Below are 22,025 nucleotides of genomic sequence, written 5' to 3'. Positions count from 1 at the left end.
ACGACTTCCGTCCTTTCTTTGCCAACTCATCAGCAAGGGCTAAAGTCCTAACTACAAAGTTATTACATTTTTGCAACAAGTCAAGTAAACTGAATATTGGCAGTAAAATAATGTCAGCTATTAGCTCAATTACACGCGCCATCATCAAAGCATACTTAGAAGTTTTCATCGAAAACCTTGTCAATCAATACAGAGGACGGCTAATACCGAAACTTGATATTCCAGCAGCATATTTATCATGCAAATCCTCTAAAGGTCAATTGAAACCGTTTCAGGCTGCTATTATGCCCTCAGAGTTGCTGCGGATTAACGAGTTTGAAAGAGGTTTCAGCAGCAGCTTGGGCACAACTTATGAAGAATGTGCAAAACTCATTGCTTTGGAACATCACCAAGAAGCAAGCAGAAGCTATGAAATTTCTGGCGAAGTTAGCATAGAGGCTATCCATGAAATTGAGCGTCAGATAGCGCTATTTGAGCAGTCAGCAGACAAAAATGAAAATAAACCTGCTTTTGAAGAAATGATAGAAGCTGTTCTTGAGGCTCAAAAAACTAACCATTTAGTTACGCGATCGGTCAAAGTCAAAGCAGATTTGTACGTGCTATCTCATGACGGGAGGAAATTTTTCTTTGAAATTAAAGGATCGAAACCCAACAAAGGACAATGCTTGGAGGTAATTCAACGACTGCTGAGATATCATTTACTGTGCGGACTGTCTCGGCCCGATGCTCAATCTTATTATGCTATGGCTTACAATCCGTACGGGCCAAATCGTTCAGATTTTCAATGGCCAGTGGCAAGGAAGTACACGCCCTTTGAACAAGCTGTCATTATGGGGCATGAGTTTTGGAATATTATAGGGGGAGAGACTGCTTACGAAGAACTTTTGGATATATATCAAGAAGTTGGGCGGGAGAAGGGTAAGTATATGCTTGATGCTCTTGCTTTTGGATTTTAGTAAAGCACGAAATTCTTCTCAGGTTTCTATTTAAATTTAAGTAATAGTTAAAGCCGAGTTTAGGAGAAATAAAAGTGTCAGAGCAGCTTCATGAATTATTAGCATTTGTTTTAGAAAAAGAAGTGGGAATGCCTGCTAGCAAGTCTCGCTCTTTCGCCAGTCACTTTGCGGAGTTAGAAGAATTTTTGAACTTACAAGCAGAAACACTCAGAAACGGCATCAGCAGCATCTCTGGCAAAAGACTGCTCAGATTTACTTCCGATGAGATTGAACGCATTTTAGCATTTATATCTTCAGGCCAACTGTCGCTGCAACTTACTATCGCGGAAAATTTTTTAGCCAGCATTTGTCGAGATTTTACTGGGCGACAGCTAGTTATGGTTGAAAATCTGACTTTAGGGAAAATTCATCCCAACCCATTTTTAATCAGGGCGTTAAATCTGGACACTCCTGAAGAAGTTGTCAGGCTCAATGTTTATATGACTGCTACTAGGTCTATTGTCACTTCAATGGGATTTTTTATTCAAAAACTCTTGATATCTTGCTCGGAAAGTGCAGAAATTCCACCGGAAGAGTCTGGATGGGACGCAATTAAAACTACCAGTGATGGCGAGAAATGCTGGATACAGGTAAAAAGCGGCCCGAATGATATGGATAAAGACCCGATAGTATATTGGGCTGCCAAAATTGAGGAAAAAATGCACGAGGGCGATCGCGCTTATATTGGTATAGCTTACGGTAAAAGAACTAATAAAACTGTAACACTTGGTTTGCTGAAGCAAATTTTGCCCAATTCGGAAATGATCACTTTAATAGGTCGAGAGCTGTGGGATTTTGTCAGTGAAGATACTCGCTATACTGTGAATCTGTTTGAAGTTTTGCGTCAGTCGGCTCGTCAAATTTTAGCACAAAGTTCTATTGATGAAGCTATAGAAAGGTGTAGCGATCGAATAATCGATGAATTTATCGGGAAGTACGGCGAGGGAAGTCAAGGTGTTTTTAACTATATAGCAGATATATTTTGAGCGACAGCTTTGCATTAGCCAAGAAGCGCTACTACAAACCCCATACGACAAAACCCGGCGTTGCTTAATCAGGGTATGAAAAAAATAAGTTGAAAATCCCCAAGCTTTGTGGATACTGGTTTATATGAGTTGCATATTTAGCCTTTCATACCGTAAATCAGCAAAGCCGCGATTATGCGAGATCCTTCATACAGCGAGCGATGGCTATGGGAAAGAGCGATTACCTGCACGTCCTTACGCGTCTGCTACACATCATCACCCGCACCGCATTTTTGGTGCGGTTGGCAACACCGGCAATACTTCCGGCAACGCTCGTGCCGTGCAGAGTTCTGAGGCTGGAGCATCATGGCGTTGCCACAGTATTGTCGGTTTCTAGGAATAGCTTTGTACGGTTTTCTTCACTGCCAATAAATTCTGCTTCTTTCGTACTTATTCTAGCAAATACGACTAACTGAGTAGGGTTTTCCTGACTGTTCCTCCCACGCCCGGAAGCGGCATCATAATAACTGTAAGCAATGAGCTTCAACCCAAACTTTCGTTATAAAGTCTTACCAATCTTTGAGGTGACAGATTATGTTGATGCGCTATTGGCAACCATTCACAGAAATTGAAACGCTCCGCCAGCAACTCGATAAAGTTTTTGACCAACGGGCAACAACGAGAGATAACTCAGAAGCCACTTGGATGCCCGCTGTGGAATTTGCTGATGCTGGGGACAATTTCGTATTAAAAGCGCAACTGCCTGGAATTGACCCCAAAGACATTGACGTTCAAGTCACTCGCGAAGCAATTTCTATCTCTGGCGAACGCCGCTACGAAAACACCGAAGAAAAATCTGGCTACGTCCGCTCAGAATTCCGCTATGGCAAATTCCACCGGGTGCTTCCCTTGCCCGCACACATTCAAAACGACTCTGTGCAAGCTGAATACAAAGATGGCATTCTAACGCTAACCCTGCCCAAAGTAACTGAAGCCCGCAATAAAGTCGTCAAGATTAATTTGGCCGAAATTGCTGGAACTCCAGCAAATCCCGCTTTGGAACAGGCTAACCAATAACGATCGGCTGTGCTTAATCGAGTGAGGCAAATTTTCCCAAATTGAGCCTAATTGGATTTACTTAACAACAACGGAACTGGAAAAGTTGATACCGGGAGCTACACTTGCTCTCGGTATTCTTTATTAGGGAAAGCCGAGCGAAAAACTACCTACAACTGTCCTGCACCCGCAGTGAATTCAGTAACGCTTACAAGGCAGGCTTCTAGTAAATGCAGCAGAGAGCTAGACGAGCAGAATACCCAATCGCGATCCCAGGCTTTGAAATCCCTTAGTCTGACGCCCCACCCACTTCTGTGGCGAATAAAGAAACTTGGGCTATGTTAGACCACAGGGCGCTTTTACGGTCATCAGAAACTCTGGGGAAAAACGCTTGCGGCTATTGCATCTAATATATCTTGCAGCCGTTCTGCTTCCCGCCTCATAGTGCTACAGCCTCCTCCAAAATGCGATCGCGAATGCGTTCTTTCAACATATCCACGCTCGGCGCTCTCATGAGGCCACGATTGCCAGAAGCGAAACATGAGCTCACTTTTGTTGAGTAAATTACTATGTTACAATCAGCTCCAATCATAATTAAGTTTTAAAACAGGCCTTAACCTCACGCTCAATTTCCTTACGAGCTGTAGAATAACAATGACTATCAACTTAGCTGGCTATCAATTCGTTGAAACCCTCCACAGCGGAATAAGAACTTCAGTCGATCGCGCTCGGAAGGATTCGGACCTTTCCAGCGCGATCGTCAAAACGGTAAAGGCTGAGTATCCCACTCTTTCTGACATCACCCGCTTGCGCCACGAATATCAAATTTTGCACAGTTTGAACGTAGAAACAATTATCAAACCCATTAGTTTAGAAAACCATAAAAACGGTTTAGCACTGCTATTAGAAGATTCATGCTCCGAGTCTCTCAAAGATTGGATGAAGGGTAAAAAACTCACAATCATTCAATTTCTTTCTTTGGGACTCCAGCTTGTCTCTGCCTTAGCAGAAATCCATAAACATAACATTATTCATAAAGATGTAAAGCCACAAAATATTATCATCAACCCAGCCACTGAAAAAGTTCAAATTATTGATTTCAGCATCGCTTCGCGCCTGGAGCGAGAAAATTCGACGCTCAGCCATCCAGATTTGCTCGAAGGCACACTCGCCTATATGTCGCCAGAACAAACTGGCCGGATGAATCGGTCAATTGACTACCGCACTGATTTTTATTCATTAGGCGTTACCTTCTATGAAATGCTCACAGGCGAGTTGCCCTTTAATTCCACAGACCCGCTGGAATTGGTACACAGCCATATTGCCAAAACTCCCATTCCCCCTCACCAGCTAAATCCTGAAATCCCACCACAAATTTCAGCGATTGCAATGAAGCTATTAGCTAAAAATGCTGAAGACCGCTACCAAAGCGCTGAGGGACTAAAATTTGACTTAGAAACTTGCTTGATAAAGCTACAGGCTAGCGGATATATTTCCAACTTTGTTGTTGGAAGTGCGGATAAAGCAGGGCAATTAAATATACCGCAAAAGCTCTACGGTCGCGACAAAGAAATTGAAAAAATTCTAGAAACTTTCGAGCGTGTTACCAGTGGCACCACCGAATTAATGCTAGTTTCCGGTTATTCCGGGATAGGCAAAACAGTTTTGGTCAATGAAGTTCACAAACCCATTGTGCGGCAGCGGGGTTATTTTATTGCAGGTAAATTTGACCAGTTCAAGCGCAATATTCCTTATGCTTCCCTGATTCAAGCATTCCAATCCTTAACTCAGCAACTTCTAACCGAAGGCGAAGTAGAAATCCAAATTTGGAAAGAAAAACTGTTATCCGCTTTAGGCGATAACGGACAAGTCATCATTGATGTTATCCCTCAAGTCGAATTAATTATTGGCAAACAGCCACCCGTAGCAGAATTAGGGGCAACTGAAGCTCAAAACCGTTTCAGTCGCGTCTTTAAACAATTCATTGGCGTATTTACGACTGTTGACCATCCGTTAGTTCTCTTCCTCGATGACTTGCAGTGGGCGGATTCTGCCTCGTTGAAATTAATTCAATTGCTAATAACTGATTCTGATAGCAAGTATTTATTGCTGATTGGGGCATATCGAGATAACGAAGTTTCTCCAACTCATCCGACGATTCAAACAATTGACAAGATTCGCCAAACTGGTGCGACGGTGAATAATATTGTCCTTCAACCATTACACCTGGTTCATGTCGAAGAATTAATTGCGGATACTTTAAATGAAGCTGGCGGTTCGGAATCCCTGTCTGTAAAAACGCGAAATTTCGCGTCTCTACTTTTTAATAAAACGCAGGGCAATCCTTTCTTCATAAGTCAACTCCTCAAAACTCTCTATCAAGAAGATTTGTTGACTTATAAATTCACCCCCCTAATCCCCCCTTACCAAGGGGGGACAAAGGGGGGTTGGCAATGGAATATCGAGCAAATTCAAGCGATCGGCATCACCGATTACAATGTTGTAGAACTGATTGCTAGAAATATACGCAAATTGCCAGAAGATACACAAAAAGTATTAAAATTTGCTGCTTGTATTGGCAACACTTTTAACTTAGAAGTGTTGGCGATTGTCAATCAGGAATCATCCTTAGTCACGGCAGCGCAATTGTGGGCAGCACTTCAAGCTGGGTTGATTTTACCTTTGAGCAATGAATACAAAATTCCCCTCGTATTTAGTCAGGAAGAATCCGGCGGTTTTACCTTAACTGATGTGAAGGTTGACTACAAGTTTTTACATGACAGAGTGCAGCAAGCTGCCTATTCTTTGATTCCCGATGAGCAGAAAAAAGAGACCCACTTAAAAATTGGTCAACTGCTGCTGCAAAGTACAACGCCCGAAAACCGAAAAGAAAATATTTTCGCTTTAGTTAACCAACTCAATTATGGTACTGACTTACTTACCAGTGAATCCCAAAAATATGAACTAGCCCAATTGAATCTGATTGCAGGTCAGAAAGCGAAAGCTGCTACAGCCCACGATTCCGCCGTCAAATATTTGCAAGTAGGTTTATCTCTGCTAGCCGTAGATAGTTGGGACAATCAATATGAATTGGCATTAATGCTGCATGAGGAAGCAGCAGAGTCAGCATATTTGAGTGGTGATTTTGACGGAATGCAGAGATTCGTTGAGATAGTACAAAACTGCGCCAAAACACTATTGGACATAGTAAAAGTGTACAAAGTCCAGATTCAAGCTTATATGGCGCAGAACAAGCTGCTGGAAGCATTGAATACGGGGCTGCAAGTCTTAAAGCAGTTGGAGGTAGAGTTTCCCGACTCGCCAAACCCATCTGATATTGGGCAGGCGCTGGGGGAAACTGCGGCAATTTTGAGTGGCACCCGAATTGAGGACTTAATCGAACTCCCTGAAATGACCGATCGTTATCAATTAGCAGCGATCGGGATTTTGTCAAGTATATTTTCTGCTTGCTATTCAGGGATGCCGGTACTGGTGCCTTTAACAGTATGCAAACAGGTCAATTTATCCGTTCAATATGGCAATGCTTCTGTGTCTCCCTTTGCATATGCGGTATATAGTCTTCTTCTTTGCGGGGCGGTAGGAGATATTGAGGGGGGCTATGAGTTGGGCCAATTAGCTTTACGTCTAGTCTCAAAGTTAAATGCCAAAGAAATCGAAGTCAAGACTTGCCACTTAGTGTATGCTGCAGTTCAACATTGGAAAGAACACGTCCGAAATACCTTAGAACCTTTCCTGGCAGCTTTCTCTACTGGGCTGGAAACTGGAGATTTAGAATATGCTGGCTATGCCGTCATGGTGTGGAGTCATTACTCGTTTTTTGTTGGCAAGCAACTAATGCAGCTCGAACGAGAGATAGCAACTTATACAGATGCCCTTCATAAAATTAGCCAAGAAACAGCGCTTAATAATACAAAAATCTGTTGGCAAGCCGTCTTAAACATGATGGGAAGAAGCGAAAACCTCTGCGAGTTAAAGGGGGAAGCCTACGACGAAGAGAAAATGCTGCCGCTATATCAGCAAACCAACAACCAACTGGCAATTCATTACTTATACTTGCACAAACTTGCGCTTTGTTATGTGTTTGAGAATTACGCGGAAGCTTTAAAAAATATCCCTCAAGTAGAAAGTTCTTTCGGGTCGTCTACAGGGCAGCTAACTGTTGTTATCTTCTATTTCTACGATTCTCTAGTAAGGCTAGCTGTGTATTCTGAAAGTTCGCATTCCGACAAACAGGACATTCTTAACCGAGTACAAGCCAATCAAGAAAAATTGCAAAAATGGGCGCAATATGCCCCAATGAATCATCTGCATAAATTTTATTTAGTAGAGGCCGAAAAACATCGTGTTTTAGGCGAAAAATTAGAAGCGGTCGAGATGTACGACAAAGCGATCGCTCTTGCTAAAGAAAACGAGTATATCAACGAAGAAGCACTAGCTCACGAACTCGCTGCTAAATTTTATTTTTCATGGGGTAAAGAAAAGATAGCCCGAACCTACATGACCGATGCTTATTATGCCTATATGCGCTGGGGAGCTTTAGCTAAAGTTAAAGATCTAGAAGAAAAATACCCGCAATTAATAGCGCGATCGCCTGCGGTCACTGAAACCCCTTTCGACCCTACAATGACAATCGATCCTTTGACAATTACAGGCGCTCAAACAGAGTTCCTAGACTTGGCAACTGTAATGAAAGCATCTGTTGCCATTTCTAGCGAAATTGTTCTACCTAACTTGCTCAACAAGTTAATGAAAATTTTGATAGAAAACGCAGGCGCTGAAACTGGATCGCTTATTCTCTCAAAACAGGGTCAACTTGTTATAGAAGCGGCGGGAACTAAAGATGAAATCCGAGTGCTGCAATCTTTACCAGTATCAACTTTTGGGCAAGTGCCTATCTCGGTACTTAATTACGTCAGCAGAACTCAGAAAGATGTCGTTTTAAATGATGCCAGCAACGAGGAAATATTTAACGCCGACCCCTACATTACCCAACACAAACCAAAATCAATTTTGTGTGCGCCTATCCTATATCAAGGTAAGTTAACTGCCATCCTGTACCTAGAAAACAACGTGATTGCTGGAGCTTTCACGCCGAAGCGGGTAGAAGTGTTGCGGATGCTATCGGGCCAAGCTGCGATCGCCTTAGAAAATGCCAACCTCTATCACACATTAGAAGTCAAAGTAGAAGAACGAACCGAGGAATTAAAAGCAAAAAATACGAGCCTAGAAGTGGAAATTAAAGAGCGACAGCGAGCCGAGCAAGCGGCGGAAGCCGCAAACCGCGCCAAGAGCCAATTTCTTGCCAACATGAGCCACGAACTTCGCACACCGCTCAACGGCATTTTAGGTTATACCCAAATCCTCAAACGAGACACAGGTTTAACCAGTCAGCAAAATTCTGGTATTAACATCATTCATCAGTGTGGCGAACACCTTCTAACTCTGATCAATGACGTTCTAGACCTCTCCAAAATCGAAGCCGGAAAAATGGAACTCTATCTCACCGAGTTTCACCTGTCAGACTTTCTCCAAGGCATTACTGAAATCTGCCAGATTCGCGCCCAACAGAAGGGAATCTCTTTGATTTACGAACCGCTAACTCCACTTCCTACTTGCGTCCAAGCTGATGAAAAAAGATTGCGGCAAATTCTCATCAACTTACTCGGTAATGCCATAAAATTCACCGAAAAAGGAGGCGTTTGTTTTAAAGTAGACAGGCTGGAGACTCAGCAATCTTTGTCATCACCAATCGCCAATCCCCAATCCCTAACAGCGAAATTTATTTTCCAAGTAGAAGATACAGGCATTGGCATTGCGCCGGACGAACTCTCAAAAATATTTTTGCCCTTCGAGCAAGCCAGCGATTCAGTTAGCCAAATAGAGGGGACAGGATTAGGGCTGCCAATTAGTCGCCAATTAGTGGAGATGATGGGCGGCGAACTGAAAGTACAAAGCTCTTTAGGTAAAGGCAGTATTTTCTGGTTTGAGTTAGAGTTGCCTATTACCGAAAGCTGGGAAGGGTATCAAAAAGAACCTGAAAAAATTATCAGGGGTTTCTCAGGCGATCGGCAGAAAATTTTAGTCGTTGACGATCGCTGGGAAAATCGCTCGGTGCTAGTTAATCTTTTAGCTCCCATTGGGTTTGAATTAATGGAGGCAACGGACGGTCAAGACTGCGTGAATAAAGCGCTGTTATTTCAACCGGACTGTATTATAATTGACTTAGTAATGCCTGTGATGGACGGCTTTGAAGCGGTGAGGCGGATCAGAAAAATTCCTCTATTGAAGGATGTAATCGCGATCGGAACTTCTGCTAGCATTTTATCCGGCGATCCCCACAGCATTTTCCAGGCTGGTTGCAACGCTTTTCTCCTCAAACCTATTCGGGCAGAAAAGTTATTAGAATGCTTGGGCAACCATTTAGGTTTAGAATGGGTTTATGAGGAGCGAACAACTTTCAGTTCAGAAGGTATCTTCACCGATGCCTCTTCCCAAATCCAAGACCAACCACTGATTGCTCCCCCTTCGGAAGAAGTTGCAGTCCTGTTCGATTTAGCCATGAAAGGTGAACTCCTCAGTATTGAGAAGCGAGCCAGCAAGCTGAAGGCAATAGATATGCGTTATGCACCTTTTGTCAATCAGTTGCTTGAATTAACCAAAAACTTTGAAGAAGACAAATTAGTAGAATTTGTTCAACAGTTTAGATGAGGACTAAAAATGACTAGCGAATCTTTAGACAGAGGAACCATTTTAATTGTGGATGATACGCCCACTAATCTGGGTTCAGTATTGGATTTTTTGAGCGCATCAGGCTTCACTGTTTGGGTAGCTCGCAGCGGGTCTAGCGCTATCAAAAAAGTGCAATATTCTCAGCCCGATTTAATTTTGTTGGATGTTCTGATGCCAGAGATGGACGGGTTTAAAACCTGTCAACATCTAAAAGCAAATGACTTAACTAAAGATATCCCAGTCATTTTTATGACCGCGCTGGACGATACAGAAAGCAAAGTCAAAGGCTTTAATGTGGGGGGAGTTGATTATATCACTAAGCCCCTTCAACAGGAAGAAGTTTTAGCTCGGGCTATCACACACCTGAATCTGCGAAATCTAACTAAAAAGCTTCAGGCGCAAATTGTCGAGCGCGAGCGAGCGCAAGCCGACCTACAAATTTTGACACAAGAACTAGAGACGCGAGTAGAACAGCGCACCGCTGAACTTTCCCAAACGAACGAACGCCTCAAGCAGGAGGCTGCTGAACGCAAGCTTGCACAAGCAGCTTTGCAAGCATCGGAAGCGCGAGAGCGACACAAAGCCCTACAGCTCGAAAATTCCCTGCACGAACTCAAGCAGGTGCAAAGCCAGCTCATTCAAAGCGAAAAAATGTCGGGGCTAGGTCAACTCGTAGCTGGTGTAGCTCATGAAATCAATAATCCAATTAATTTTATTTATGGAAATCTTTCCTATGCTATGGAATATTCAAAAGCTTTGGTCACTATCATTGACCTGTACCAAAAGCACTATCCTAATCCGGCTCCAGATATACAAGCAGAAATCGCAGCAAGCGAGCTAGATTATCTCAAAGACGACTTGCCTAAAATGTTCAAATCGATGTACTTAGGAGCCGATCGCATCCGCGAAATCGTTTTATCTTTGCGCCTCTTCGCACGGCAAGAAGGATATGAAATGAGATCGGTCAACCTTCACGAAGGTATCGACAGCACGCTGATGATTTTACAGAGCCGATTAAAATTTAAGTCAGACCGCCCCTCGATTGAAGTGGTGCGGGACTATTGCCCAAACCTGCCCGAAGTGGAGTGTTATGGGGGAGAAATGAATCAGGTATTTATGAATGTACTTGCAAATGCGATCGATGCTATTGACGAGTGGAACAAGCAGAGAGCGCTAGAAGAAATTAAAGCGAATCCTAGCGTGATTCGGATTAGCACAGAAATAACCAGCAGCAATTGCGTAGCTGTCCGAATTGTTGACAATGGGCCGGGGATATCGGAAGATGTTCGTCGCCATGTATTTAACCCGTTTTTTACGACAAAACCCCCCGGTAAGGGCACAGGAATTGGGTTGTCGATTAGCTGGCAAATTGTAGTGGAAAAACACCGGGGAAGCTTGGGGTGTATTTCTGCACCAGGCAGAGGAACAGAGTTTACTATTGAGATTCCGATTCGGCAGGAGTCTCCTGTCTTGTCGCTGTCAGCTTGATGTTCTCCAAAAAAGTTAGTGAATTCATAGGGTTAATTTTTTAAACTACTCCCCAATCTAGCAAGCTTAACAAAAGTTGTGTGGCTGCTGCTTGTCAAGTTTCCTCGCCAACGATCGTCTTCCCAGGGATCACAAACTAAAAAACCTAGGGTTCGTGGTGGTTGTGTGCGATCGCTGAAGGGGTAACAAGAGAGCTACGAGGTAAAGCGCATAATGGTTTCCGCCCTTATACCTCTCTGATAAAAGCGGCGTTTATGGGGGGATTTACTGGCTAATTATGCAGTCCATTGGTGATATTGTTCCCAGTTTTTAACGCAGTTTTCTCCATTTAAATCCACACAAAATGTACTGCATCTTCAGTAAATTCTCCCGGCTTCTTTGGGACGACAGACATATTTTTTTTTTGATGTCAGTTGATTTCATCTCATTGCAGGGTTGACTTTAAATAAGCCAGAGACATCACCAAAATCCTTGAGTTCAATCGGTTTTCTCTTAATCCAGTGCCTTCTAGATTATAGCCCCCACTTTTACAGTCTCGGAACATTTCTTCAATCCCCATTCTTTTTTTATACGCTTCAATGGCGACGATTAAACTTACCTGATTAGTCAAGATATACCAAGGCTATTTTGTGTTTTGATTGCAGTAGTTTATTTTCCATGTAGCTGCCACGACAAAATCCTGAAAATGGCCGGATTTACGGATTTTATTCCCTTGACAATATAAAGCAATTCCGGTTTAATTGGCAACTCATCTAATCGCTGCCAAATTTTATTTTATACTTCTAGAAAAGTCGCTTTTTTCAAGCTTAAACAACATCTGACATTCCTTGTCTGGAGCCAGGTGGCTAAATCTAGGGAACAAAACTCGCGGTCTCCTAGCACCACTATTTGATAATTTTTGAATATTGCTAAAACTGAGGAGAGTACACTTTCTTGTTCCTCCTGGTTACTATTGCCTATGTGCGGCAGTAATATCCAGGCTAAGGCAATGGCTTTTCTTGACCAAATCACGCGAACCATTAGTAAGTTGAGATTTTTTCCCTGGCTGCGGTCAATCGCTAGGTATAACTTATGTTTCGACTTTTTGGGTGCCGATTTCTCTAGGCAATAACTGATGATAAGCCACAATAAGCTACTAATCGTTAAGGTACGTAAATCCAAGAATCTTTGTAAATTTCTACCTCTTCCTTCACAAGTTATCCAGATTGGAAAGACTCTTGCTATTGTTTCTAGTTTGAATTTTTTTTCGGCTTGAATCAAGTTGAGCCAGAAGCAGCAACATCAGGAAGTGGGCGCAGCCCAATTTTTTTCTAGATGCTCGTGACTAAATTCCATTAGTATTTTTTTGATTTGTGGGTTTACTTGTCACTATAGTAGACCCATCTTGTTTGGGGAACCCAGCTCTCATCCCTTCTGTGTCAAGGTTTTAGCTTCCTTGTTAACCCCCAGAAATTGTCTGTTAAAAAGCAATCAAACAATAATTGGGGTCGGCGTCCCGCCCGCGGAGAATATGCAATTTAAATGCGCGACAGCTTAAATGAAATTTTAATAAAATTGAAAAAAGTCAAAAGTAAGAAAGCTTTCAGTAAAAACAAGTTTTTTTACTTTTGGCTTTTGACTTTTGACTTTTAGCACATCGAGTATTCCACTCAAAACTCAAAACTCAAAACTCTTAAGGCGCTGCTGCTGCCCTGCGGTTGGCAACAATCAGATTAGCCTGATACTCTGCGGCTTTTTGCTGAGCCTTTTGGTAGTTCGGGCTGGTTGACGGTACGGCTCTCATGAGCTTAACCGCTTGCTGCCACTCGCTTGCTACTGCGATCCACTCATTTTGAGACTGAGCCTTCTGGGCCGAAATTGCTGCTTTCTGAGCTGTGTTAACGGCTTCTCTCCAAGAGTCAGGCTTGGGCGCGGCGGCTTTTGGTGCAGGAGAAGCTGGAGCTGGGCTTGCTGGCGCAGCAGCAGTGGGAGCGGGTTTTGGTGCAGGGGAGGCTGCCTGTGGGGTGCCTGGAGATGCGGCTGGAGAGGATACAGCGGCTTTAGAAGGGGGAGATGAGGGTTGGGGGGAGGGGGAAGCAGCTTCGGGGGCGATGGGTTCTGGGTTAGAGTTGCCGAAGGGGAAAGTTTTAGTAAAGAAAAGCCCTGCGATCGCCGCCAGAGGTACTAAGATACCCACAGGTATTACCCATTTGGGAAATTGTTTTTTCGGAGGCGGGGCTTGATCTTCGTCTTCGTCTTCGTCTTCCTCGTCGTCATCTCGATCGAATTCTCCTTCTTGATAATAGTCTCCGCCTTCGGGTTCGACATCATCTAAACCTACAGAGTCGTCAGGCATTCCACTATCCAAGGGGTAAGGCATGGAACCTGCAGGCATCAGATCAATTTCATCTTCCCACGCAGGCGATCCGTCACCTGTTCGACGCCCGTAAACCTTTACAGTGTGAATTGATTCGAGTCCCAGCTTCGTCATGCCGGTGCGGATGAAATCGACCAATACCATTTGATCCGGTACTTTGTCTGCCTCCAGAATTATGTGGAGGCAGCCGTTGTCGCGCGTCACATCGGCGTTGATGCCTTTGGGTTTGAGTGTACGGTTGATGCTAGATGCGATCGCTTTTGGATCGCCTTGCTTGAGCAGTTCCCGCGGGTTCTGTTGTGTCATGGGTAGCGCTCTTTTTTTGGGGGGGGTGGAGAGCCGGCAAATAATATTAACCGATCGGCGTTCGGCGGACAATATTTATTTACCACATTAACTTCTACTTTGCCATTCTGAGAGTATTTCTAGTATCTATTGACCTTTTGACCCGTGATCCGGCATCAAGCACATAGCCTCTATCGAAATTTGTTGTAAAAATTTACAGTAAGGGGCCGATCCTGTGCGCTGTCGCGCATCAGCGAAACAAGCTAGAAAGTTCTATAACTTTGGTTTGCAGGGTTGAGATTTCTTCCCGGCCCCGCTTTAAAGAAGCTTCTAACTCTAGCAGCAAAGGCAAACTTTTTTGCAGTTTTTCTAAGCTGGCGTTCTTGACTTCTTGACGAAAATAGTATACTCGTTTCGGATTGCCGAGATCTAGCGCTTGAGCAATTTTATCATCGCGATCGCCCGCTTGGATCATTGCCTTTACCCACAGCCAAATCCGAAACTTACCAGTCAAGCCAGCCGTAATCCTCAAACCAGGTTCGCTGCGGCCAGTTAAGCCGGCCAATAAATCCAAAGCGGCGGAGGTATTGCCCTCGCGAATCGCATCGGCTAGCTGGAAAGTATTCTGGGCGTGACAGTGTACCAGTGCCGCAACTTCTTCCGGGTTCAGAGGTTGGCTGCGGTTGCCCGCAAACAGCAACAATTTTTCGAGTTCGCTGTATAGCTGGCGGGTATCGCTACCAATGGATTGGGCCAAAAGTTCGATCGCTGTGGCGGTCAATTTTACGTTCATTTCGCCGGCGACTTGGCGCACCCGCTGGACTAATTCTTTGTCATTCCAAGGTGGAATCGGCGAAAATTCCCGCACTTGGGCGGACTGGACAAGTAACTTGGTAGATTTGAGCCGGCTGTCGGGTTTTTTGACGGATGTCAGCAGCAGCACGGTGGTAGGGGGAATCACCGGCAGCGTCCGTTCAAATTGCGCTAACAGTTCTGGAGAACACTGCTGCGTAACAGTCGTATTTGCCAGCCAGACAAAACGGCTGCCGGTACCGAAGGGGGGCGTTAAGGCTCGATCGAGCCCTTCGACCACAGTGTCGGGTCGATCGGCAATAATCTTGTCATAGTTAAAACTAGCCCAGTTGGGGTCGAGGACTGTTTGGCGCAAACTTGTCACAGCCTGCGCCATCGCAAAGTCGTCTTCCCCCCAAAACAGGTAAATTTGCATGAAAAACGCTCACTAGCCCAAAAAATCAGAGTTGCACGCGAGGCTTGTCCAACATATCCTGAATTGGGCTGTTGGAAGCCCGCGCCATAATATAAAATTTGGTGTGGGAGTATGTCACCGCGAGGAAATCAAGATTGGATGATACTTATCAAGCTTACGTAAATCGGGTGGCGCGAATGACGCTGCTGGAGTCTTACAAGTCCCAGGTGGAACACATTCAGGAATCTCCAAAATTTAAGCCGGACGAAGCTGGTCACAGAGATCCTGTACCTTTTCCGGGTTATTCGGTGATTACGCCGCCGGCTGGGGAAGATGCAGAAAATGCTGCACTTTATAGTAATTTGCACTCGATCCAACAACGGCTATTGCATGAAATAGCGGACGGTGCGATCGTGGCACTGCCTCCTGATAGCTTCCATTTAACCGTAGCCGATTTGATTTGGAGCAGCGCTTTTCGAGATGCCTCTGATAAAAATCCCGAATTTGAGGAGCAACTGCGCTCGCGCATGGCCGATCGTTTTGCCGCCTGCAAACCCTTGGCGGGGGGCCCTCCCATTCGCTGGATAGTGCTGGGGTTGATGGTGATGACTAGAGCTGTGGGTGTTTGTTTAGCACCGACGGACGAAAACTCTTACAAGCAAATTCTGGAGTTTCGCCGATCGATCTATCAAAATCCCGATTTAATGGCTTTGGGAATCGAACAGCAATATCATTTTACGGCCCACATTACTCTGGCTTATTTTGGGGACGTTGGGCCGAACCTTGACCGCGATCGCTTGTGCGCTTTGCTGTCAGAGTTAAACGAGCAATGGCTGGACACGCCGCAAGAACTGTCTGTACACCGAGTGGAACTGCGGAAGTTTGACGACATGACCACCTACCTCCGGCAACCGGACTGGCCTGTGTTTGAGTTTTAACGAAGGAAGAAGGAAGAAGGAAGAGGGAAGAGGGAAGAAGGAAGAGGGAAGAGGGAAGAAGGAAGATTTTTTCCCATCTCCCACTCTCCCCATCTCCCCATCTCCCACTCTCCCACTCTCTCGCCCCCTCTCCCCCTCTACCCCTCTCGCTTGTGACAATAGTCAGGATATTGGCTATTAAATGCTTTAATTATTTTTGTTTGACAGTAAAGTCAAGGAAAAAATTTATGAAAAACCAGGAAAAATCAGTAATTCTGGTTTTTTACTTTTTGCTTAAAAAGTGACAGTACACGTTGTTGGTATCGGTTTAGATGGAGCTGCTGGGCTGAGCGAATCGGCGCGGCAGGTTGTAGAAATGGCCGCTCTGCTAATAGGGAGCGATCGCCATTTGAGCTATTTTCCCCAGCACGATGGAGAGCGCTGGGCGTTGGAAGATTTGACCGAAGCAATTCTGGAAATTCGGCGGTGGTGGGCGACTGAACCCGAATTAGAACCCTCAGCAGGGACGGTGGAACCCCGCGATCGACCGATCGTAATTTTAGTGGCCGGCGACCCGCTGTTCTACGGCTGGGGAAAGTTGTTAATTGCCCAATTGCCGCCAGAAAAATTAACTTTTCATCCCCATGTCACTTCGGTGCAGTTGGCTTTTAATCGCTTGAGAATCCCTTGGCAAGATGCTCATTGTGTAGGCTCTCAAGGACGCTATTTTGAGGAGCTGACGGCGAAGCTGAAGCTCGGTGTGGAGAAGATTGCGGTGCTGGCGGACGAAGCTCACACTCCGGCTGTACTGGCAAGTTTGGTGAAAGCTCTAGATTTGCCGACACGCTACGAGTTTTGGGTTTGCGAAAACTTGGGGGCGGCCGAGGAACGGGTAAGCCGCAAGTCTCTGGAAGCTTTGCTGAGAGAGTCTTTTGCACCGCTGAGCGTGGTTGTGATGCTGCGGGAGTCCCCGCCGAGGGCAGAACCTTTGGATCTGGAAAAGTTGCCTTTGTTGGGAATACCGGATGCAGCTTTTATCGGTTGTGGCGACAAGCCGGGTTTGACGGTTGAACGGGAAGTGCGGGTGTTGGTGCTGGGACAATTGGCTTTGCAACCGGGACAAGTTGTCTGGGATGTGGGTGCTGGTAACGGTTCTGTGTCGATCGAAATTGCTCGTTTATTCCCGCAGTCTGAGGTTTACGCGATCGAACAAACGGTTTCTGGTACTTCTGCGATCGAGTTCAACTACGGCCGTTTTGGGCTGCAAAATGTGTTTTCGATTAACGGAACCGCCCCGGAAATCTTGCACCGCTTGCGTCCTCCGCACCGGATTTTTATTGGCGGTAGTGGCGGAGGGTTGACTAAAATTTTGGGCGTTTGCGCCCTGCGGCTGCTTCCTGGAGGCTCGATCGTGCTGGCGTTGGATGCTTTTGAGGATATTGCTACTGTTTTGAGCTGGATGGGCGATCGGGTGCGCCGCGAACCGCACTGGAGTTACCGAATCGTGCAAGTGCAGTTATCGCGTTCTGTGGCTGGGGGGAATTCAACTCGTTTTGATGCGTTGCGGCCAGTTTCGATTGTGACGATCGATCGACACTTGAATTAATGTCTGAATTTTTACCGCTGATTAACGCAGATTAATGGCTGTGTTATCTGTGTTTTTTGTGGTTTTAGTTCTCGCTTGATTGAATCTAATCTTTTTTTACCGCAGAGGGCGCAGAGGGCGCAGAGGAAGAGAGGAAGAGAAGAGGTAATTTTAAATGGGTTTGGGGTATTAGGTTTTAATTTTTAATTAACAAAACTACGGCTGCTGTTGCTAGCAATAACAGAATTCCGGCGGCACCGGCTAGGGGTTTTGCTGCTATTCCTGTAATCCATTCCGGTGCGCGGCCTGTGGGATTAATTGCGCCTTCTGTATCTACGGTAGTTATACCCCAAATCCAAGCTGCGTGAATGCCGATCGCCAATCCTAAACTGCCATTGTCGGCGATGCGGGCTAATGTTAAAACCATCCCCATCAGCCACAATCCGGGCAGTTGCGGTAGAGTTTCTTTGGCTGCCCAAATTAGATGGGCGATCGCAAAAATGAAACTGGCGATCGCTGCTGCGATTAGCACTGAGTAATCTTGCTGGAGGATTGTTTGCAAGCAGCCGCGAAAGATTAACTCTTCTGTGGCGCTAATCCACAGTCCTAATAACAGAGTCAGCAGACTAGCAGGGTTAAAAATTAAACTCCAAAACTTAATTTTTGTTTCGCCTGTTTCGGTGGAAGTTTCGCTGTTTTTTAGCTCGACCCAGCCTGCGGTTAATTGCAGACTGAATAAAATTACTAAGCTGATTATTCCTAATCCTAATCCCCGCAGTAATGAAATCAAAACTGCGGGTTGCCAATCCCAACCCCAGTTGGCAAAAGATGTGTTTTCGATCCAACTTGTCGCCCATAATATGAAGGGGACAATCACGTAGAGGGAAGCGAGTAAAGGTAGTTTTTTGTTTCCCAGGGGTTGGGGTGGATGCCATTTGAGGGCGATCGCCAGCACAATCGCTGCGGGAAGCCACACAAATATCCAAGTCGAGAAAAACAAGATTATTTTGACAATTGCTGGTATTGACGGCGACAGCAGTCGCAGGTTAGTTATACTATTCCACATTTAATGGGTTGCAACTATAATAATGTTGACTGTTGGCTGTTAACTGTTAACTAATGACTACTGACTACTGCCAACTGCCAATTGACTACCGATCGAGCTTGCGCTGAATTTGCCTCAAAGATTGGTACATTTCGGGCAAGCGGTTGTAGATTGCTGTGGCTTTGAGAAATAGTTTGTGGGGAATTGCTGGAATGCCCGTCACGATCGCACCTGCGGGCACGTCGCTGTGAATTCCGGCTTTGGCTGTGGCGATCGCCCCATCTCCGATTTTGGCTTGATTGGCAATTCCCACTTGACCTGCCAAAATTACATTGTTGCCAATTTTTACCCCGCCGGCCATGCCAACGTGAGCGGCAAACGCGCAATTTTTTCCTACTTGACAGCCATGACCTACGTGTACTAAATTGTCGATTTTTGTATTCTGGCCGATGCGGGTTTCTCCGACAGCGGGCCTGTCGATCGTGCTGTTGCAGCCAACCTCAACGCCCTCTTCTAATACAGTGCAGCCAGACTGCTCCATTTTCACCCATCCTGTCGCTGTCGGCACGAACCCAAAACCTTCGCTGCCGATCGCCGCACCGCTGTGAATCACGCAATTGGCCCCGATGCGAGTACGTTCGTGAATGACACAATTAGCGTGTAAAACAGTGCCTTCACCAATTACCGAATCTGGGTAAATTACGACATTTGGATGAATGCAAACGTTGCTGCCAATTTTGACTTTTGCTTGAATAACGGCGTGGGGGCCGATATAGACATTTTCACCAATTTCTGCTGAGGGGTGAACGACGGCTGAGGGATGAATTTCGGATGCTGGGCGAAACGGTTGATAGAAAATGGCGATCGTTTCAGCAAACAGCAATCGCGGATCTGGTGCGGCAATCCAAGCAATGTTGCGATCGTCACATTGAGCTTGAAGACTTTCATCTAAGGGTAAAATTAAAGCCGAAGCATTTGTAGTGGCTGTATGAACGGCAAATTTAGCACCTTCTATATAACTGATAGTACCGGGTGCAGCTTCATCAACAGGGGCCGCGCCTGTAATTTCCGGATCGGTAGCAACCGACGCTGTGAGGGTGCGACTGGTGGCTGAGTTAAGTTTTTCTACTATTTCGCTAAACTTCATCTATAAAAATTTGTTGTTAACACAGATGGATCATAGTTAAAATTACCAGCTTTGGAGCACGATCGGAGCAGTTGCCATTTAAAAAACAAAAACCCCGATTTCTTGAAGAAGTCGGGGTTGTAGCGATCGATTATTTTTGGAAATTATTTTACAGAAACTGCATCTACGTCAACGGTGCTGCCTTGGGCTTCAGAATAATGGGCACCGGTGGCTTCGGATGCTGAAGCTGTCTCTGTTTGGCGGGATTTAAAGTAGTCGATCGCCATTTGGGATACTTCGGAAATCAGCAAGACTGCAATTGCCACATCGTCAATTTGTCCGACGACGGGGAGAAAGTCTGGGGCAATGTCGATCGGGCTTACCAAATATGCCAGCGTTCCCAGAATAATCCACCAGCGGTATTTGGGGTTGCGGAGGGTGTCGCGATACCAGTTGTAAACAGATTGTATAGAAAAGCTCATGGGGTTGTCCTCTACTTATATTTTCAATCTTGACAAATTGTCGCTCGAAATGCTTGTGGAGATATCCCCCCTAGGGTTGGCAAGAGACTTCTACCTGGGAGTATAGGGAATTGGGAAGGGAGAAGTTGTCAAGCTGTATTGAAAGGGCGGCGACTCTTGACAACTCCCCTACAGAAACCTGACAGATGAAAGCCGATGGAATAAATATGTGTTTATCTGCTGTTTTAAATAATATTCATATCTATCACTCACGAATTTTGAAAGATCCATTTTTGGTCGCCGATCGCAATTTCGCAGCCATTTGGTAGCCAAAAAGGCTCGTTAGCAGCCAGCCTCTGCCCGCCCACAAAAGTGCCGTTGGAACTGCCGCTATCGACAAGCTGATACCGCTGTTTGCCAAGTTCGTCAGTGGCGCGGCGGATTTGAGCGTGGTAGCGCGAACTTTGCGGATCTTGTAATACTAGAGTGTTGGTTGGTTCGCGTCCAATTGTAAAAGGATTGGCTGTGAGGGCGATCGCCTCTCCAGAAAGTTTGTAGATTAAATATGCGGTTGTTTTGCGATCGCTGCTTGCGAGTACGGTTGGTGCAAGTTGCGGAGGATTTCTCCCAGCAGGGAGGCTGTTTTGAGCAAGTTGTTGTGTCAGTTGTTGTAAATCGCGATCGAACCCTGCTGCTGTGTCGGAAGCTGGAAGACTCGCAGGAGAATTACCTGAAATTAAGTTTAACTGCTGTACGGGAGATTGAGGAACAATCGGACGGCCTGCTTCGGCAATTCTCATTTGCAGGGCGGCGGCATTTTCTGCTTCCTGTCGGGCACTCATTCCCTCAACTTGGCGAATAACTCCGTTGGTTTCGGGAAAGCTGACATCGCCAATTCGCACGTCTTCTAAGTTAAAACCTAGGGTATAAAAATCTTGGACGCGATCGAGCAAATTTTGGCGCAGCAACAGGCGTCCTTGACTGATAAGCTGTTGTAGGGGTATTTGCCCGATCGCTAATCCCATACAATCCTTAACTGCACTTGCTAAAACAGCGAGAGGATCGGACAATTCCAAAGCTACTCGTTTCGGATCTATAACTTGATAAATAACAGTCAGAGTGGCATCAATTAAAAATCGATCCTTAGACAAAAAATCTCCGTGCGACTGCACATCCAAATTGCGGAGTTTGGTGTCTACGATGACAATTTGACACTGTTCCAGCAGGGGAAGGGCGAAGCTGAAATGCCGCCCGGATTTTAGGGTACGCACGGCGCGGCCGTTTTTGACCAACAAACCCGTGTAACCCGCCCCTATAAAGTCCATACTAAACCCGGCCCAGCGTTCTGGAGTTATCGTTTGAATTAGGGGAGAAGCGTTGTTCATGGGAGGGAGTTGAGGGAGGGAAGATTCTATTTTTAGGGTAACAAATTGCTGGGGGCGAGCGATCGGGCGGTGTGCCGGTTCCGCAACCTTTATTCTATACTTCTGGACTCCCCGCGATTCAGGCCGGACTGGATCTAGTTTGTACCCCAGCAACCCACCTTCTGTTTGTACTGCATTCCCACTTTTGCCATCACCCACCGGGAAGCAATATTTTCCGGTTTAGAAAGCGCTACAATGCAATCGAGTCCTAGAGTTTGAAACCCGTATTCTAAGATAGCAAACGCTGCTTCATTTGCTCAACCCTACCCCCAGTTTATATTTATTTGTACTAACTTACTCACTAGGCTTAAAGTGCATACATTCGCAAAAAATCTTTAAATTATCTGCGTTGCATCTAGGGTTTC

Annotated in this window: 15 protein-coding genes; 7 read left to right on the top strand and 8 right to left on the bottom strand. The window is 45.4% G+C overall.

The genetic code is table 11. From position 1 onward, the window contains the following. The first annotated feature begins 110 nt into the window (after nt 1–110). The gene (locus QUA33_RS01735) at nt 111–956 is read left to right on the top strand and encodes a TdeIII family type II restriction endonuclease (RefSeq protein ID WP_333145976.1); all 846 of its coding nucleotides are present in this window, start codon (nt 111–113) and stop codon (nt 954–956) included. Nucleotides 957–1,030: 74 nt separating this feature from the next. Next, nucleotides 1,031–1,981 (top strand): PmeII family type II restriction endonuclease, encoded by a 951-nt coding sequence (locus QUA33_RS01730; protein ID WP_333145973.1) that lies wholly within the window; start codon nt 1,031–1,033, stop codon nt 1,979–1,981. 343 nt (nt 1,982–2,324) lie between these two features. Here QUA33_RS01730 and QUA33_RS01725 read toward each other — a convergent pair whose 3' ends face one another. Then, entirely contained in the window at nt 2,325–2,507 is a 183-nt protein-coding gene (locus QUA33_RS01725; RefSeq protein ID WP_333097110.1) for a hypothetical protein, read from the bottom strand. Nucleotides 2,508–2,554: 47 nt separating this feature from the next. Here QUA33_RS01725 and QUA33_RS01720 point away from each other — a divergent pair, with 47 nt between their 5' ends. From QUA33_RS01720 to QUA33_RS01710, 3 genes are all read left to right on the top strand, one after another. Next, complete coding sequence (locus tag QUA33_RS01720; RefSeq protein WP_333145971.1) at nt 2,555–3,037, top strand: Hsp20/alpha crystallin family protein; 483 nt, start codon at nt 2,555–2,557, stop codon at nt 3,035–3,037. Between the two features lie 633 nt (nt 3,038–3,670). Continuing rightward, nucleotides 3,671–9,745, top strand: a complete 6,075-nt coding sequence (locus QUA33_RS01715; RefSeq protein ID WP_333145970.1) for an AAA family ATPase — start codon at nt 3,671–3,673, stop codon at nt 9,743–9,745. A 9-nt stretch (nt 9,746–9,754) separates the two neighbouring features. Further along, on the top strand, nt 9,755–11,254 hold the full coding sequence (locus QUA33_RS01710) for a response regulator (protein WP_333145967.1): 1,500 nt from the start codon (nt 9,755–9,757) through the stop codon (nt 11,252–11,254). 1,672 nt (nt 11,255–12,926) lie between these two features. On the opposite strand, the gene QUA33_RS01705 is transcribed toward QUA33_RS01710, so the two are convergent. Both QUA33_RS01705 and holA read right to left on the bottom strand, forming a co-directional pair. Next, entirely contained in the window at nt 12,927–13,916 is a 990-nt protein-coding gene (locus QUA33_RS01705) for a hypothetical protein (protein WP_333145964.1), read from the bottom strand. A gap of 229 nt (nt 13,917–14,145) precedes the next feature. Beyond that, nucleotides 14,146–15,123 carry a DNA polymerase III subunit delta gene (gene holA, locus QUA33_RS01700; protein WP_333145962.1) on the bottom strand — a complete coding sequence of 326 codons (978 nt, stop codon included), beginning with the start codon at nt 15,121–15,123 and terminating at the stop codon, nt 14,146–14,148. A 176-nt stretch (nt 15,124–15,299) separates the two neighbouring features. On the opposite strand from holA, the gene QUA33_RS01695 reads away from it, so the two are divergent. Both QUA33_RS01695 and cbiE read left to right on the top strand, forming a co-directional pair. Then, nucleotides 15,300–16,040 (top strand): DUF1868 domain-containing protein, encoded by a 741-nt coding sequence (locus QUA33_RS01695; protein ID WP_333097180.1) that lies wholly within the window; start codon nt 15,300–15,302, stop codon nt 16,038–16,040. A 280-nt stretch (nt 16,041–16,320) separates the two neighbouring features. After that, complete coding sequence (gene cbiE / locus QUA33_RS01690) at nt 16,321–17,625, top strand: precorrin-6y C5,15-methyltransferase (decarboxylating) subunit CbiE (RefSeq protein WP_333145959.1); 1,305 nt, start codon at nt 16,321–16,323, stop codon at nt 17,623–17,625. Nucleotides 17,626–17,800: 175 nt separating this feature from the next. Here the strand turns inward: cbiE and QUA33_RS01685 are convergent, their stop codons facing one another. The 5 genes from QUA33_RS01685 to QUA33_RS28165 all read right to left on the bottom strand — a co-directional run bounded on the left by QUA33_RS01685 (nt 17,801) and on the right by QUA33_RS28165 (nt 21,896). Continuing rightward, nucleotides 17,801–18,670, bottom strand: a complete 870-nt coding sequence (locus QUA33_RS01685; RefSeq protein WP_333145958.1) for a CPBP family glutamic-type intramembrane protease — start codon at nt 18,668–18,670, stop codon at nt 17,801–17,803. 85 nt (nt 18,671–18,755) lie between these two features. Then, on the bottom strand, nt 18,756–19,796 hold the full coding sequence (gene lpxD / locus QUA33_RS01680) for a UDP-3-O-(3-hydroxymyristoyl)glucosamine N-acyltransferase (RefSeq protein ID WP_333145955.1): 1,041 nt from the start codon (nt 19,794–19,796) through the stop codon (nt 18,756–18,758). A 143-nt stretch (nt 19,797–19,939) separates the two neighbouring features. Beyond that, nucleotides 19,940–20,257 carry a YkvA family protein gene (locus QUA33_RS01675; RefSeq protein ID WP_333145953.1) on the bottom strand — a complete coding sequence of 106 codons (318 nt, stop codon included), beginning with the start codon at nt 20,255–20,257 and terminating at the stop codon, nt 19,940–19,942. A 248-nt stretch (nt 20,258–20,505) separates the two neighbouring features. Beyond that, nucleotides 20,506–21,819, bottom strand: coding sequence for an SPFH domain-containing protein (locus tag QUA33_RS01670; protein WP_333145950.1), 1,314 nt, complete (start codon nt 21,817–21,819; stop codon nt 20,506–20,508). Then, on the bottom strand, nt 21,756–21,896 hold the full coding sequence (locus QUA33_RS28165) for a GNAT family N-acetyltransferase (protein ID WP_445243211.1): 141 nt from the start codon (nt 21,894–21,896) through the stop codon (nt 21,756–21,758). The genes QUA33_RS01670 and QUA33_RS28165 overlap by 64 nt, the downstream gene beginning before the upstream one ends. Nucleotides 21,897–22,025 lie beyond the last annotated feature (129 nt).

It is taken from the genome of Microcoleus sp. Pol14D4 (assembly GCF_036701245.1).
In the GTDB taxonomy this organism is placed as follows: Bacteria; Cyanobacteriota; Cyanobacteriia; order Cyanobacteriales; family Microcoleaceae; genus Microcoleus.
The sequence above is the reverse complement of the archived record's forward strand: the minus strand, read 5'-3'. Positions and strand labels throughout refer to the sequence as shown.